General features: G+C 73.0%; 12 protein-coding genes and 1 riboswitch. Of the genes, 10 read left to right on the top strand and 2 right to left on the bottom strand.

The annotated features are described in order from the left end of the window. Positions 1-288 precede the first annotated feature (288 nt). The 6 genes from JS756_RS09420 to JS756_RS09445 all read left to right on the top strand — a co-directional run bounded on the left by JS756_RS09420 (position 289) and on the right by JS756_RS09445 (position 9,396). Complete coding sequence (locus JS756_RS09420) at positions 289-1,038, top strand: serine/threonine kinase C-terminal domain-containing protein (RefSeq protein ID WP_240203494.1); 750 nt, start codon at positions 289-291, stop codon at positions 1,036-1,038. A gap of 989 nt (positions 1,039-2,027) precedes the next feature. Next, on the top strand, positions 2,028-3,548 hold the full coding sequence (locus JS756_RS09425; RefSeq protein WP_205382550.1) for an aldehyde dehydrogenase family protein: 1,521 nt from the start codon (positions 2,028-2,030) through the stop codon (positions 3,546-3,548). A 51-nt stretch (positions 3,549-3,599) separates the two neighbouring features. After that, entirely contained in the window at positions 3,600-5,168 is a 1,569-nt protein-coding gene (locus JS756_RS09430; RefSeq protein ID WP_205382551.1) for a GMC family oxidoreductase, read from the top strand. Further along, entirely contained in the window at positions 5,168-6,277 is a 1,110-nt protein-coding gene (locus JS756_RS09435; protein ID WP_205382552.1) for a quaternary amine ABC transporter ATP-binding protein, read from the top strand. The genes JS756_RS09430 and JS756_RS09435 overlap by 1 nt, the downstream gene beginning before the upstream one ends. A gap of 49 nt (positions 6,278-6,326) precedes the next feature. Beyond that, positions 6,327-8,345 carry an ABC transporter permease gene (locus tag JS756_RS09440; RefSeq protein ID WP_205382553.1) on the top strand — a complete coding sequence of 673 codons (2,019 nt, stop codon included), beginning with the start codon at positions 6,327-6,329 and terminating at the stop codon, positions 8,343-8,345. 88 nt (positions 8,346-8,433) lie between these two features. After that, positions 8,434-9,396: an ABC transporter substrate-binding protein gene (locus tag JS756_RS09445; protein WP_205382654.1), complete on the top strand. Its 963-nt coding sequence runs from the start codon at positions 8,434-8,436 to the stop codon at positions 9,394-9,396. Positions 9,397-9,543: 147 nt separating this feature from the next. On the opposite strand, the gene JS756_RS09450 is transcribed toward JS756_RS09445, so the two are convergent. Beyond that, entirely contained in the window at positions 9,544-10,266 is a 723-nt protein-coding gene (locus JS756_RS09450) for an isocitrate lyase/PEP mutase family protein (protein ID WP_205382554.1), read from the bottom strand. 34 nt (positions 10,267-10,300) lie between these two features. Further along, entirely contained in the window at positions 10,301-10,843 is a 543-nt protein-coding gene (locus JS756_RS09455) for a carboxymuconolactone decarboxylase family protein (RefSeq protein WP_205382555.1), read from the bottom strand. Positions 10,844-10,890: 47 nt separating this feature from the next. On the opposite strand from JS756_RS09455, the gene pdxR reads away from it, so the two are divergent. The 4 genes from pdxR to JS756_RS09475 all read left to right on the top strand — a co-directional run bounded on the left by pdxR (position 10,891) and on the right by JS756_RS09475 (position 15,753). Next, a complete protein-coding gene (gene pdxR, locus JS756_RS09460) occupies positions 10,891-12,282 on the top strand; it encodes a MocR-like pyridoxine biosynthesis transcription factor PdxR (protein ID WP_205382556.1) in 1,392 nt (463 codons plus the stop codon). Between the two features lie 130 nt (positions 12,283-12,412). Next, positions 12,413-12,751 carry a hypothetical protein gene (locus JS756_RS09465; protein WP_205382557.1) on the top strand — a complete coding sequence of 113 codons (339 nt, stop codon included), beginning with the start codon at positions 12,413-12,415 and terminating at the stop codon, positions 12,749-12,751. 11 nt (positions 12,752-12,762) lie between these two features. Then, positions 12,763-13,947 (top strand): glutathionylspermidine synthase family protein, encoded by a 1,185-nt coding sequence (locus JS756_RS09470; protein WP_205382558.1) that lies wholly within the window; start codon positions 12,763-12,765, stop codon positions 13,945-13,947. Between the two features lie 236 nt (positions 13,948-14,183). Continuing rightward, a riboswitch (ZMP/ZTP riboswitch) is annotated at positions 14,184-14,271 on the top strand. A gap of 33 nt (positions 14,272-14,304) precedes the next feature. Continuing rightward, positions 14,305-15,753, top strand: coding sequence for a glycine hydroxymethyltransferase (locus JS756_RS09475; protein WP_205382559.1), 1,449 nt, complete (start codon positions 14,305-14,307; stop codon positions 15,751-15,753). Positions 15,754-15,789 lie beyond the last annotated feature (36 nt).

Consider the following 15,789-nt stretch of genomic DNA (forward strand, 5'->3'; position numbering starts at 1 on the left):
GGCCAGGGCTCCGGGACGTCCGGGTCCGGGGCGGAACACGGACCGAGCGAGGAGCAGGGCCGCGCACCGTGGCACCCGCGGGAACCCGCACCCCCGCCGTGGGCGTCCGCCGAGACGCAGACCGGCGGGGCGCCGCCCCCTCCGTGGCCGTACGCCGAGACCCGGTCGGCCGACGTGCCGCCCCCGTCGTGGCCGCCCCCCGTCCCGCCGGCCGGCGGTGCGCCGGGGCAGCCCCGACCCCCGGCGGCGTACGGCCCCGCCGGTGCCGCCCCCCGTCGGATGCGGGCGATGCTGCTGGGGCTCGTGATGACCGCCGTGGTCGGCGCGGGGGCGGGCGCCGGTGTCTGGTACCTGACCCGCGGCGACGCCCCCGGCACCATTGCCGCGCCCCCGGTGACCGCGTCGGCCGGCGCCACCGGGACCACGGCAGGGAGTGAGGGGACCGCCCCGGGGGCCGACCCGGGGGCCGGCCCCGGAACCGACGCCGGGACCGGTCCCGGGGCCGAGACCGAGGCCGGCGACCCCACACGGGAGACCCCGGGCGTCGACGGCCCGGACACGTCCGACGCGCCGCCCGCCGGATACCGCCGCGCCCTCGACCCGGTGGGATACGCCCTCGACGTGCCCGAGGGCTGGACGCGACGGCAGAAGCAGGGTGAGAAGGCGCCGGTGGTGTTCTACGACTCCCCGGGCGACGGCCGTCAGTTGCAGATCTTCGCCCTGTCGGAGCCGACCCCGGCGCAGTCGCTGGACCTCGCCGAGAACGACCCCGGGTACGGCTTCTCCCGGCAGCGGGGCTACCGGCCGCTGGAGCGGGCCACGGGCGACACCTGGGCCGAACTCACCTACCGCTACGACGACGTCGACCTCGGTGCCCGGCACGTCGTCGACCACCGCTTCCAGGCCGTCGACGGCACCCTGTACGCCATCCGCGCCAGCGGTCCGGAGAGCCTCGCCCCCGCCGAGGTGCGCGCCCCGCTCATCGCGGCCCTGAGGTCCTTCTGCCCGACGGGATCCGTCTGCGCGCCGCAGTCCTGAGAGGGGGACCGGCGCCCTGTGCCGGACGGTTGTTCCGCGACTCCGGCCGGGGGCGCCGACGTCCACCGTGCGGTCGGCCGGCGGCGTTCCCGGCCGATCCGGCGCGGTGCGGGCCGTCAAGGCCGGGCGCGGCTCCTCACCCGCTCCGTCCGGGCGGCGCCCACCGGGAGGGGCCGGATGCCGAGGGCGACGCCGCAAGCCCGCGCCCTCCTCGCGGTCCCTGGGGGACTCGACGGCCCCCGGTGCCGCCCAGGGGCGTCTCCCCGCCCCGGCGGGAATCCTGCCGCTGCCGGAGGCGGCCCGCCGTTGGAAGGGGGACCCGGGCCCACCGCGACGGTCCGCGGTCCGCGCGACCCTCGCCGCGGTCCGTGCGGTCCGTGCGGTCCGTGCGGTCCGTGCGGTCGGTGTGGTCCGTGCGGTTCATGTGGTCCGTGTCGTCCATGTCGTCCATGTCGTCCATGCGGTTCGTGCGGGCGGCAGGGCGCCCGGGGGTTCTCCGTCCCGCCTGCAGGGCGGGTGCCCGGGCGCCGTGCCCTGCTCGTCCGCCGCGGACGGTGGCGTACCCGGGGGAGAAAGGCCGCAAGGAGAGGTCCCGGAGCCGCGTCGATCGGCTCCGGGCCGGACCTGCGGACTCCGTCCGTGGTGCATCTCACCGAACCGGCGTACGTTTTGCCCTTTTTGTCTGCGCATCGAGTGACGCTGCGCACTTTCGGCCACCGATCACGCATGCGATCGAGGGGGCGGGGCAGGTGAGTCTGGCCCCACTGAGGTGGCCTTTGTGACGTTCTGGTGATTTCGCCGATGCGCAGAGTCAATTGCGTACCTTTGTCCGGGTGTCCGGCAGGCACATGTCCGTATGTCCGGCCGAGCGAAAAAAAGTCGCCGCCGATGACGCATGCGCCGCCGATTCCCGGGAAGGCGCTCCCGGCTCCGTGGGCACAGGTCTGTGACTCATGGGCACGGAACAGCAACGGAAGGCAATACCCAGCATGGTGGGTTCAACGGAACATCAGGCGCGGCAGACCATCCACGTGGCAGGTCAGTGGCTGGCCGCCGCCTCCGGCGCCACGCGCGAGATCCTCGACCCCGCGGACGGTGAGACGTTCGCCGTGGTCGCCGAGGGCGGCGAGAAGGACGCCGATCTCGCGGTCGAGGCCGCCCGTCGCGCCTTCGACGAAGGCGACTGGCCGCGCACGCCCGTCGGCGAGCGCGCCGCGCTGCTCCGTCGCGTCGCCGACCTCCTGGTCCGCGACCGCGAGGAACTCGGTCTGCTGGAGAGCCGCGACGCGGGCAAGACCCTCGAAGAGGGCCGCGTCGACATCGACTGCGTCGCGGACGCCTTCCGCTACTTCGCCGACCTCGTGGCCGCCGAGGCCCCCGGCCGGGTCGTCGACGCCGGTTCCCCGGACGTCCACAGCGTCGTCGTGCACGAGCCGGTCGGCGTCTGCGCGCTGATCACGCCCTGGAACTACCCCCTGCTCCAGGCCAGCTGGAAGATCGCCCCGGCCCTGGCCGCCGGCAACACCTTCGTCATCAAGCCGAGCGAGATCACGCCCCTGACGACGGTCGCCCTCATCGGCCTGCTCGCCGAGGCCGGACTGCCCGCCGGTGTCGCCAACATCGTGACCGGCCCGGGCCATTCGGTGGGCGCCCGGCTCTCCGAGCACCCCGGCGTCGACCTGGTCTCCTTCACCGGAGGCCTGGTCAGCGGTGTCAAGGTCGCCCAGGCCGCCGCCCCGACCGTCAAGAAGGTCGCCCTCGAACTCGGCGGCAAGAACCCCAACGTCGTCTTCGCCGACGCCTGCGCGACGAAGGAAGGTTTCGACACCGCCGTCGACCAGGCCCTCAACGCCGCCTTCATCCACAGCGGCCAGGTCTGTTCCGCCGGCGGCCGGCTCATCGTCGAGGAGTCGGTCCGCGACCGCTTCGTCGCCGAGCTCGCCCGCCGCGCCGAGCGGATCCGGATCGGCCGCGGCACCGAGGACGGCGTCGAGGTCGGCCCGATGGTCTCCGAGCAGCAGCGGGCGAGGACCGAGGAGTACGTCGCCTCCGCGCTCGCCGAGGGCGCCGTCCTGCGCTGCGGCGGCAAGCGCCCGGAGCCCGCGCCCGAGCGGCCGGCGGGCGGCTGGTTCTACGAGCCGACCGTCCTCGACCACTGCCACCGCGAGATGAAGGCCGTCCGCGAGGAGATCTTCGGGCCGGTTCTCACCGTCGAGACCTTCCGTACCGAGGACGAGGCCGTGGTCCTCGCCAACGACACCGAGTACGGCCTGGCCGGAGCCGTCTGGACGGCCGACCCGGGCCGGGCCCGCCGGGTCGCCGGACGGCTGCGCCACGGCACCGTCTGGATCAACGACTTCCACCCCTACCTCCCGCAGGCGGAGTGGGGCGGCTTCGGCAAGAGCGGCACGGGCCGTGAACTCGGCCCCGCGGGGCTCGCCGAGTACCGCGAGGCCAAGCACGTCTACCAGAACCTCGCGCCGCAGCCGGTGCGGTGGTTCGCGGGCTGACACCTCAGCCGGAACCCACCGCCACCACACGTCCCCCTGGAGTACCACCACATGCAGCACAACCCACCGAACGAGCAGAACGCACTGGAGTACGACTACGTCGTCGTGGGCGGCGGCACCGCCGGGTCCGTCATCGCCTCCCGGCTGACCGAGAACGCCGACGTCACCGTCGCCGTCATCGAGGGCGGCCCCAGCGACATCGACCGCGAGGACGTGCTCACCCTGCGCCGCTGGACGGGCCTGCTCGGCGGTGACCTCGACTACGCGTACACGACCGTCGAGCAGCCCCACGGCAACTCCCACATCGTGCACAGCCGCGCCAAGGTGCTCGGTGGCTGCTCCTCGCACAACACCCTGATCGCCTTCAAGCCCCTGCCGTCCGACTGGGACGAGTGGGAGGCTGCGGGCGCCACCGGCTGGGGCGCCGTGCAGATGGAGGCCTACTACGCGCGGCTGCGCAACAACATCGTGCGCGTCGCCGACCAGGACCAGAACGCGATCGCCAAGGACTGGATCGAGGCGACGAAGACCGCCACCGGCGTCCCCGAGGTGGTCGGCTTCAACGACAAGCCCTTCCACGAGGGCGTCGGCTTCCTGGACCTCGCCTACCACCCGGAGAACAACAAGCGCTCCTCCGCCTCCGTCGCCTACCTCCACCCGCACATGGAGGCCGGCGACCGCCCCAACCTCACGCTGATGCTGGAGACCTGGGCGTACAAGCTGGAGTTCGACGGCAAGCGCGCCACCGGCGTGCGGGCGCGCACCGCGGACGGCACCGAGCAGCTCGTCACCGCCCGCCGCGAGGTCGTCGTCTGCGCCGGTGCCGTCGACTCGCCGCGCCTGCTGATGCTCTCCGGCGTCGGCCCGCGCAAGGACCTCCAGGAACTGGGCATCCCGGTCGTGCACGACCTGCCGGGCGTCGGCGAGAACCTCCAGGACCACCCCGAGTCGGTGATCGTGTGGGAGACGAATCGGCCGCTGCCGGAGAACTCCGCCATGGACTCCGACGCCGCGCTGTTCGTGCGCCGGGACGGCGGGCAGGACCTGCCCGACCTGATGTTCCACTTCTACCAGATCCCGTTCACCGACAACCTCGAGCGCCTGGGCTACGAACGACCCGCGCACGGCGTGTCGATGACGCCGAACATCCCCAAGTCCCGCGCCCGCGGCCGGGTCCACCTGACCAGCGCCGACCCGCAGGTCAAGCCCGCGCTGGACTTCCGCTACCTCACCGACGAGGACGGCTACGACGCGCAGACCCTCGTCGACGGGGTGAAGATCGCCCGGGAGATCGCGAAGGCGGAGCCCTTCGCCGGCTGGCTGGAGCGGGAGGTCTTCCCCGGCCCCGACGTCACCGACGACGAACAGCTCAGTGAGCTGCTGCGCAAGGCGCACCACACCGTGTACCACCCGTCGGGCACTTGCCGGATGGGCGCCGCCGACGACGAACTCGCCGTCGTGGACCCGGAGTTGAAGGTCCGAGGGCTGGAGGGCATCCGCGTCGTCGACGCGTCCGTGTTCCCCACCCTGCCCGCGGTGAATCCGATGATCGGCGTACTCATGGTCGGCGAGAAGGCAGCCGAACTGCTGGCCGACACCAGCGAAGGGAACCAGGCCTGATGAGCGGCATACCCCACCCCGCCAAGACCGTCCTCGACAAGGACACCGCCCCCGCGGACACGGCCGGAACGCCTCCCGTCTTCGGCGTCCGCAACCTGTGGAAGGTGTTCGGCCCGAAGGCCGACCGCGTCCCCGGCAACGCCGAGTACCAGGGCCTGTCGCAGTCCGAGCTGCGCGCGGCCACCGGCTGCACCGCCGCCGTCCGGGACGTCTCCTTCGACGTCCACAAGGGCGAGGTCTTCGTCGTCATGGGCCTGTCCGGCTCCGGCAAGTCCACCCTCGTGCGCTGCCTGACACGGCTCATCGAACCGACCTCCGGCGCGCTGGAGATCGACGGCGAGGACGTCCTCGCCATGGACAAGAACCGGCTGCGCGAGCTGCGCCGGCACCGCGCCGCCATGGTGTTCCAGCACTTCGGCCTGCTGCCGCACCGCTCCGTCCTGGACAACGTCGCCTACGGCCTGGAGATCCAGGGCATGCCCAAGGCCCAGCGACGCGACCGGGCCGCCGAGATGGTCGCCAAGGTCGGCCTCGAAGGCCTGGAGCAGCGCCGCCCCGGCCAGCTCTCCGGCGGCCAGCAGCAGCGCGTCGGCCTCGCCCGCGCGCTCGCCGCCGACCCCGAGGTGCTCCTCTTCGACGAGCCGTTCAGCGCGCTCGACCCGCTGATCCGGCGCGACATGCAGGAGGAGGTCATCCGCCTGCACCACGAGGAGGGCCGCACCATGGTCTTCATCACCCACGACCTCAGCGAGGCGCTGCGCGTCGGCGACCGCATCGCCCTGATGCGCGACGGCGAGATCGTGCAGCTCGGCACCCCCGAGCAGATCGTCGGCTCGCCCGCCGACGACTACGTGCGCGACTTCGTCCGCGACGTGCCGCGCGAGCAGGTCATCACCGTCCGCACGGCCATGCGCCCCGGTGGCTGCGAGGGCCCGGAGCACCCCGGCGCCCTCACCCCCGGCACGGTCGTCGCGGACGCCATCGAGACCGTCGCCCGCAGCGGCCGCCCCGCCTGCGTGGTCGAGGCCGGCCGCTGCCTGGGCCAGGTCGACGACGCCGCCCTGCTGCGTGTCGTCGCCGGGCTGGACCGCGAGGAGGTGGCCGCCTGATGCGCACCCACCCGCAGCACACCGACCGCCATACCCGGGGGTGGACCGCATGAGTGCCGTCACCACCCCCGCCCCGCCGCCGACGCCGGTCGAACCGGCCGAGGAAACCACCGCGACCGTGCGCAGGTCCCCGCTGACCCACCCGGTGCTGCGCCGGCTGCTGCCGCTGCTGGTCGCCGCGGCCGTGCTGGTGCCGCTCGCCGCCCTGCTCTGGGGCAGCGGACACTGGCCCGACGCGCTCACCGTCGACGTCAAGACGCCGCTCGACGACGCCTACACCTGGGTCGTGCACAACCGGGACACCAACCCGGTCTTCCTGTACTTCCTGCTGCACCTGAGCAACTGGGCCGACAGCTCGGTCACCTGGATGACCGACCTGCTGGAGACCGCCGGCTGGTCCCCGGTCATCGTCGTCGCCGTCCTGCTGTCCTGGCGCATCGGCGGCCTGAGGGACCGGCGCGGGCTGAAGCTCGCCGGGATCACCTTCGTCGCCTTCGCCGCGTGCGGCCTGCTCGGCATGTGGCAAGCCACCATGGAGACCCTGGCCCTGATGTCGGTCGCGGTCGCCGTCTCCGCCGTCATCGGCGCGCTGCTCGGGCTGGGCGCCGGACTGTCGGACCGCTTCGAGCGGATCCTGCGGCCGGTCCTGGACACCATGCAGATCATGCCGGCGTTCGCCTACCTGCTGCCGCTGGTGCTGCTGTTCGACATCGGCGTGCCGTCCGCGCTGATCGCGACGATCATCTACGCCGCCCCGCCGATGGCCCGGCTCACCTCGCTCGGCCTGCGCGGCGCCGACACCGGCGTGATGGAGGCGGCCGAGTCGCTGGGCACCAGCCCGACGCAGCGGCTGCTGACCGCGCGGCTGCCGCTGGCCCGCAAGGAGATCCTCCTCGGCCTGAACCAGACGATCATGATGGCGCTGTCCATGGTCACCATCGCGTCGGTGATCGGCGCCGGCGGCCTCGGTGAAGAGGTCTTCCGCGCGCTGTCCACCGTCGACGTCGGCTCGGCGCTCGCCGCGGGCATCCCGATCGTGCTGCTGGCCGTGTGGCTGGACCGCATCACCGCCGTCGCCGGTGAGCGCCTGGGCGGCGGCTCCGCCCCGGCCGGCTCCTCCTGGCTGCACGGCTCGCGGGCCTGGGCCGTGGTGGTCGGCACCGGCGCCGTCCTGGGCGCGGCCGGATGGACGACGCTGATCGCCGAGTGGCCCGAGGCGTGGGCCGTGGACATCGCACGGCCCGTGAACCAGGCCGTGGGGTGGTTCACCGACCACCTCGCCGAGGGCGTGCCCGTCGTGGGCGGCACCCGTACCTGGGCGGCGAACTTCACCACCTGGGTGCTCGACCCGATCCGCGACACCCTGACGGCGACCCCGTGGTGGCTGCTGGTGCTGCTGGCCGCCGGTGTCGCCCTGCTCGCGGGCGGCTGGGGCGCGATGTGCACGGCCGCCGCCGCGATGGCCGGCGTCGGTGTCATCGGCGTGTGGAGCCACTCGCTGGACACGCTCTCGCAGGCGATCGCCGGCGTCGTGGTCACACTCGTGCTCGGCTTCGCCATCGGTGTGGTCGCGGCGCGGGTGCCGCTGCTGGAGCGCATGCTGCGCCCCCTGCTGGACACCATGCAGACCCTGCCGCAGTTCATCTACCTGATCCCGGTGGTGGCCCTGTTCAACGTGGGCCGTGCCGCCGCCGTCGCCGCGGCCGTGCTGTACGCGCTGCCCGCCGTCGTCCGGATCACCACGCAGGGCCTGCGCCAGGTCGACGGCGCCACGCTGGAGGCAGCCCGTTCCATGGGCGCCAGCACCTTCCAGCAGATCCGCCAGGTGCAGGTGCCGCTGGCCCGGCCCTCGCTGATGCTCGCGCTCAACCAGGGCGTCGTGCTGGTGCTGGCCATGGTCATCGTCGGCGGCTTCGTCGGCTCCGGCGCCCTCGGCTACGACGTCGTCAAGGGCCTGCAGAAGAGCCAGCTCGGCCTCGGTCTGACCGCCGGTGTGGCGATCGTGCTGCTCGGCCTGGTCCTGGACCGCACCACCCAGCGTTCGGGCAGGCGCACCACCGGCCGCTAGCCGGCGCCCGCCCGCCCCCCGAAACCCCGAAGAAAGCAGCTCAGCAGGACCCCACCTGCCCGTCGGAAAGTAGAGAAACACTCACATGATGAACAGAAAGAACCTTCTGCGCGCCGCCACCGCGACCGCCCTCGTCCTCGGTGTCACCACGGTGAGCGCCTGCAGCGCCGCCAAGACCTCCGGCTCCTCCGGCAGCGGCGGCTCCGGCTCGGTGACCATCGCCGTGCCGTCCTGGGTCGGCGCCGAGGCCAACGCGGCCGTCGCCAAGTACATCCTGGAGAACGAGCTCGACACCAAGGTCGAGCTGACCCAGCTCGACGAGTCGGTCGCCTTCGACGCGCTCAACAGCGGCAAGGCCGACGCGATCCTGGAGGACTGGGGCGGCGCGCCGAAGAAGGTCAAGCTGTACGTCGACGACAAGAAGTCCGTCGTCAAGGGCGGCGACCTCGGCGTCACCGGTCACATCGGCTGGTTCATACCGAAGTACCTCGCCGAGCAGCACCCGGACATCACCGACGCCAAGAACCTCAACAAGTACGCGAGCCTGTTCAAGACCGCGGAGAGCGGCGACAAGGGCCAGCTGCTGGAGGGCTCGCCGTCGTACACCACCAACGACGACGCCCTCATCAAGAACCTGAAGCTGGACCTCAAGACGGTCTACGCCGGTTCCGAGGCCGCGCAGATCACCCAGATCCGCGAGGACTACAAGGCCAAGAAGCCGTTCATCAGCTACTGGTGGACGCCGCAGTGGCTCAACTCGCAGATCGACCTGGTGGAGGTGAAGCTGCCGGAGTACACCGACGGCTGCGACGCCGACGCCGCCAAGGTGGCCTGTGGCTACGCCAAGACCCCGCTGCAGAAGTACCTGGGCGCGGACTTCGCCAAGAACAACGAGAAGGCCGCGGAGTTCCTCAAGAACTTCAACTGGACCAACGAGCAGCAGAACGAGGTCGCGGCGCTGATCGCGGACAAGAAGCTGAGCTCCGAGAAGGCCGCCGAGCAGTGGGTCAAGGCCAACCCGGACGTCTGGAAGGCCTGGCTGCCGAAGTAGCAGCCGGCGGGAACGCCGCGAGCGGCCCCCGATCCCGGAGGCTCCGGCCCCGACGATGCGACGGGCTCGCCCGCGGTGTTCCCGCTTCCCCGCCCGGCCCGGGCGACCCCTGCCCGGGACCGGGCGTTCCCCCGGTCCCGGGCGTTCTCATCCCCGGATCCGGGCGGCGGCCTGCCGCACCGCGTCCGACGCGGCGTGCAGCAGGCCCGGCCCGAAGGTGACCCGCGTGGCCCCTGCCTCGCCCAGTTCGGCGGGGGAGGGGCCCTCGCCGTACCGGGCGAGGGCGTTGACCGGGCCCTCGATCCCGGCCCGCAGCAGCGGCAGCACGCCCGCCGGGGCGAGGATCGGGTAGACGCAGTCGGCGCCCGCCGCGACGTACAGGGCGGCCCGCCCGACGGCCTGGTCCGGGTCGTCGGCCCCGTGCAGGAACGTGTCGATGCGGGCGTTGACGAACAGCCGGTCACCGGCCGCCGCCCGCACCTCGGCGAGCCACTCGGCGTGCCGCCGGGGGTCCTTGAGGACACCGCCCTCGGAGTCCTCCAGATTGCAGCCCACCGCACCGGTCTCCAGCAGCCGCTCCACCAGCTCCTTCGGCGCGAGCCCGTACCCGCCCTCCAGGTCCGCGGACACCGGCACGTCCACGGACCGTGCGATCCGGGCCACGGCAGCGAACATCTCGTCCGCCGGGGTCCGCCCGTCCTCGTACCCGAGGGCGGCGGCGACCCCGGCGCTGGGCGTGGCCAGGGCCGGGAAGCCGGCCGCCGCGAAGACCCGGGCGGAGGCGGCGTCCCAGGGACCGGGAAGTACCAGCGGGTCCCCCGGGAGCCGGCCGCGGTGCAGGGCCCGGAACGTCTCGATCCGCGTCGTCATGCGCCGCCCCCCGCGGTGACCGGGCGTCCCGCCGTCACGCGTACTGGCCCGGCCGGTAGTGCCCGGGGGTCATCCGGCACGTCACCGCGAACCGGTTCCAGGCGTTGATCACCGTGATCGCGGCGATCAGCCGGGCCAGCTCCGCCTCCTCGAAGTGCGCGGCGGCGCGTGCGTACACCTCGTCGGGCACGGAGCCGTCGGTCACCACCGTGACGGCCTCCGTCAGTTCCAGGGCGGCGAGCTCCTTGACGGTGTAGAAGTGCCGGGACTCCTCCCAGGCGCTGAGCTGCACGATCCGCTCGACGCTCTCGCCGGCCGCCAGCGCGTCCTTGGTGTGCATGTCGAGACAGAAGGCGCAGCGGTTGAGCTGCGAGGCACGGATCTTCACCAGCTCGTGCAGCTTGGGGTCCAGGCCCTGCCGGGCGGCGCCGTCCAGGCGGACCATCGCCTTGTAGACCTCCGGGACGTGCTCGGCCCAGTTCAGGCGGGGGGCGGTCTCGGGGGCGCAGGCGTCGGCCGACGCCCCTGCGGTCTGTCCGGTCTGTCCGGTCTGATCGGTCTGTGTCGTCGTGGTCATGTCGTCGAGCCTAGGAGGGAAGAAGCCCAGGAGTATGGTCCATTTCCATGGCGAATCCATGGGCCACTTTCGGCATCGACCTGCATGTGGCACCGGCCGGACCCGGCGTGCGGCGCGGCCTGACCGACGCCCTGCGCGAGGCGGTCCGCACGGGCCGCCTTGCCCCCGGCGCCCGGCTGCCGTCCTCCCGCTCCCTCGCCGCCGACCTCGGCGTCGCCCGCAACACGGTCGCCGACGCCTACGCCGATCTGGTCGCCGAGGGCTGGCTGACGGCCCGGCAGGGCTCCGGCACCCGGGTGGCGGAGCGGGCGTCGGCTCCCCGCCCTCCGCAGCGGTCCGCGCCGCGGCGCCGCGAACCGGGCCGGCCGGCGTACAACCTCTACCCCGGTACCCCCGACCTTGCCTCGTTCCCGCGCGCCGAGTGGCTGCGCGCCGCGCGCCGCGCCCTCACGGCCGCCCCCGCCGACGCCCTCGGCTACGGCGATCCCCGCGGACGCGTCGAACTGCGCGCCGCGCTCGCCGGCTACCTGGCCCGCGCCCGGGGCGTGCGCGCCGACCCCGACCGCATCGTCGTCTGCAACGGCTTCGCGGGCGGCCTGACCCTGCTGACCGAGGTGCTGCTCGCGCGCGGCCTGCGCACCCTCGCCGTCGAGCCGTACGGCCTGGACATCCACTGGGACCTGGTGGCCCGCTCCGGCCTGGCCACCACCCCGCTGCCGTACGACGACCGCGGCACCCGCGTCGACGGTCTCGGCGAGGCCCGCGCGGTCCTGCTGAACCCCTCCCACCAGTTCCCGCTGGGCGGCGCCCTGCGCCCCGGGCACCGGGCCGCCGCCGTCGACTGGGCGCGGCGGACGGGCGGACTGATCCTGGAGGACGACTACGACGGGGAGTTCCGCTACGACCGCCAGCCCGTCGGCGCGCTCCAGGACCTCGATCCCGACCACGTCGTCTACCTCGGCACCGCCAGCAAGTCCCTGGCCCCGGGGCTGCGTCTGGGCTGGATGGTGCTGCCGCCGTCGCTGGTCGCGGAGGTGCTCGAACGAGGCGGCGCCGGCGAGGTCGGCGTCCTCGACCAGCTGACCCTCGCCGAGTTCCTCGACTCCGGCGCCTACGACCGCCACGTCCGCGCCGCGCGGCTGCGCTACCGCCGCCGCCGTGACGCCCTCGTCGCCGCCCTCGCCGAACGGGCGCCCCGGGTGCGGGTCACCGGTATCGCGGCCGGACTGCACGCCGTGCTGCGGCTGCCGCCCGGCACCGAGCAGGCGGTCGTGCGGGCCGCCGCCTGGCAGGGCCTCGCCGTGCCCGGCCTCGCCCGCTTCCGCCACCCGCTGACCGGCGCAGCCCCCCGCACGGACGCCCTCGTCGTCGGCTACGGGACGCCGCCCGACCACGCGTGGAACGGGGCCCTCGAGGCCCTGTGCCGGGTGTTGCCCTAGGGTGGTCCGCCGAACGGCGGACACGCCGGCGCACCGCCTTCGCGGGGACCGCGCCCGGCGACGCCGCACCACGGCACGCCGCGCGGGACGCGCCCGCGGCGCGTCACAGCACACCGACGGGGAGACGAACATGGCGGACACACGCCGGCAACTACGGTCGACCACGGTCGCGCTCGGAGGCATGGGGCTGCTCGCCGCCGCGCTCACCGCGTGCTCCTCCGACCCGGACAAGCGCTGTGTGGACCCGGGCAGTTACACCCTCGCCAAGGGCTACCGGGTCGTCTCCGACAAGAACTGCTCGTCGAGTGGGGCGAAGTCCACCGGCTCCTGGTACTACGGCGGCAGCAAGAAGAGCGGCTACGTGAGCGGCGGTTCGTTCGTCAAGCCCGCCAAGGGCGGCTCCGGCGGCGGCAGCAGCCGTGTCGACCGGGGCGGTTTCGGCGGCGGCAAGTCCGGCTCCGGCGGCTGAGGGGCCGGCCCATGAGACGACATGCCATCACCCCGCGCCCCGACTGGCAGCGGATCGTCGAGGAACAGGGACTGATCTACCCCCTGACCCGCCACCCCGACGACTCCCTGCGCCCCTACTGGGACGAGAGCGCCTACTACTCCTTCTCCCTCGCCGAGGTCGAGGCGCTGGAGGAGACCGTCGAGGAACTGCACCGCATGTGCCTGGCCGCGGCGGACCACATCGTCTCGGCGAATCGTTTCGCCGACCTCGGCATCACCGACCCCCGGATCGCCGGAGCGGTCACCGAGGCCTGGCACCGGCGCGCCGAACTCCCCTCCGTCTACGGCCGGTTCGACCTGCGCTACGACGGCACCGGCCCGGCGAAGCTCCTGGAGTACAACGCCGACACCCCCACCTCCCTGGTGGAGGCCGCGTCCCCGCAGTGGTTCTGGATGGAGGACCGCTTCCCGGGCGCCGACCAGTGGAACTCGCTCCACGAGCGCCTCGTCGCCGCCTGGAAGGAGCAGGACGCGCTGCTCCCGCCGGGCGGCCCGCTGTACTTCGCGCACTCCAGCGCCGACGAACTCGGCGAGGACCTCATGACGGTCGCCTACCTCAAGGAGACCGCCGAGCAGGCCGGCCTGGACACCGACTGGATCTCCATGGAGGAGATCGGCTGGGACCCCCTCTCCGGCCGCTTCGTCGACCACCAGCTCCGCTTCATCCGCAGCTGCTTCAAGCTCTACCCGTGGGAGTGGATGACCGAGGACCGCTTCGCCGACCACGTCCTCGGCACCCTCGACAACGGCGGCGGCACGGGCAGCACCCTGTGGATCGAGCCGGCCTGGAAGATGCTCCTGAGCAACAAGGCCCTGCTGGCGGTCCTGTGGGACCTGTACCCCGGCCACCCCAACCTCCTTCCCGCCCACCTGGACGGCCCCCGCGAACTCGCCGCCGATCGGGGGTACGTGGCCAAGCCGCTGCTGGGCCGGGAGGGCGCGGGCGTCACGGTGCACGCCCCGGGCGCGGCACCGGTCGTACGCGAGGAGGCCTGCTGCTACCAGCAGCTCGCCCCGCTGCCGGCCTTCGACGGCCACCACGTCGTCCTCGGCGCCTGGGTCGTCGGGGAGGAGTCGGCCGGTCTCGGCATCCGCGAGTCCTCCGATCTGGTGACGGACGAATACGCCCGGTTCCTGCCGCACGTGATCCTCTGACGGGGTGTGCGCTACACTGGATCTTGAGCCGGTCGCCCGATCGTGTGGCGGCTGACGCTGCGTTGGTGGTCCAAGGAAAGACGTCCCGCTTCCTGCGGGGAGATGCAGGTGCAAGGCCTGCCCGGCGCTCCATCGAAGGTCCCCGGCCCCTGCGGCCGGGGACCTTTCGCATGCCCGGCGCCTCGCCCGCATGGTGGACGGGGGATCTCCGCCCCGACGGGCCCCCGGTAGGCTGGCGGCCGGGTCGTGACTGGCGCGCTGGGATGGGACGGACCATCGGGGAGCGGCCCGAGTGACACAGTGCCGTGCGCCTGGGCCGTACCGTGAACGCTGAACGCCGACGTCCGGAGGTCCCTCATGCCAGCCGAGCCTCTCTCCACCGAATCCACCGCATTCCGCGCCGCCCTCGACGTCATCGGCGCCGTCGAACCCCGGGTCGCCGACGCGATCCGCCAGGAGGTCGGCGACCAGCGCGAGATGCTCAAGCTGATCGCCTCCGAGAACTACGCCTCCCCCGCGACCCTGCTGACGATGGGCAACTGGTTCAGCGACAAGTACGCCGAGGGCACCGTCGGCCGCCGCTTCTACGCCGGCTGCCGCAACGTGGACACCGTCGAGTCCCTCGCCGCCGAGCACGCCCGCGAGCTGTTCGGGGCCCGGCACGCCTACGTCCAGCCGCACTCCGGCATCGACGCCAACCTCGTCGCCTTCTGGGCGATCCTCGCCCACCGCGTCGAGGCGCCCTTCCTGGAGCGGACCGGCGTCCGCCAGATCAACGACCTCAGCGACGCCGACTGGGCCGAACTGCGGCAGGCGTTCGGCAACCAGCGGATGCTCGGCATGTCCCTGGACGCCGGCGGCCACCTCACCCACGGCTTCCGCCCGAACATCTCCGGCAAGATGTTCGACCAGCGCTCCTACGGCACCGACCCGGCCACCGGCCTCATCGACTACGAGGCGCTGCGCGCCCAGGCCCGCGCGTTCGAGCCGCTCATCATCGTCGCCGGCTACTCGGCCTACCCGCGCCTGGTGAACTTCCGGATCATGCGGGAGATCGCCGACGAGGTCGGCGCCACGCTCATGGTCGACATGGCCCACTTCGCCGGCCTGGTCGCCGGCAAGGTCCTCACCGGCGACTTCGACCCGGTCCCGCACGCCCAGATCGTCACCACCACCACCCACAAGTCGCTGCGCGGCCCGCGCGGCGGCATGGTCCTGTGCGACGACTCCCTCAAGGACCAGGTCGACCGCGGCTGCCCGATGGTCCTCGGCGGCCCGCTCCCGCACGTCATGGCCGCCAAGGCCGTCGCCCTCGCCGAGGCCCGCCGGCCCTCCTTCCGCGACTACGCCCAGCGCATCGTCGACAACTCCCGCGCCCTGGCCGAGGGCCTGATGCGGCGCGGCGCGACCCTGGTCACCGGCGGCACCGACAACCACCTCAACCTGATCGACGTCGCCTCCTCCTACGGCCTCACCGGCCGCCAGGCCGAGCAGGCGCTCCTCGACTCCGGGATCGTCACCAACCGCAACGCCGTCCCGGCCGACCCCAACGGCGCCTGGTACACCTCCGGCATCCGCGTCGGCACCCCCGCCCTGACCACCCGGGGCCTGGGCACCGCGGAGATGGACGAGGTCGCCGGCCTCATCGACCGCGTCCTGACGGCCGCCGAGCCCGGCACCACCAAGTCCGGCGCCCCCTCCAAGGCGGCCCACGTCCTCGACGCCAAGATCGCCGACGAGATCTCCCGGCGCGCCACCGACCTGGTCGCCGGTTTCCCGCTCTACCCGGAGATCGACCTGGGCTGACCGGCCCCGGCCGCCCTCGGCCCCCGGATCCCGCAC

Origin of the sequence: Streptomyces actuosus (genome assembly GCF_016921115.1) — a bacterium.
Lineage (GTDB): Bacteria > Actinomycetota > Actinomycetes > Streptomycetales > Streptomycetaceae > Streptomyces > Streptomyces actuosus_A.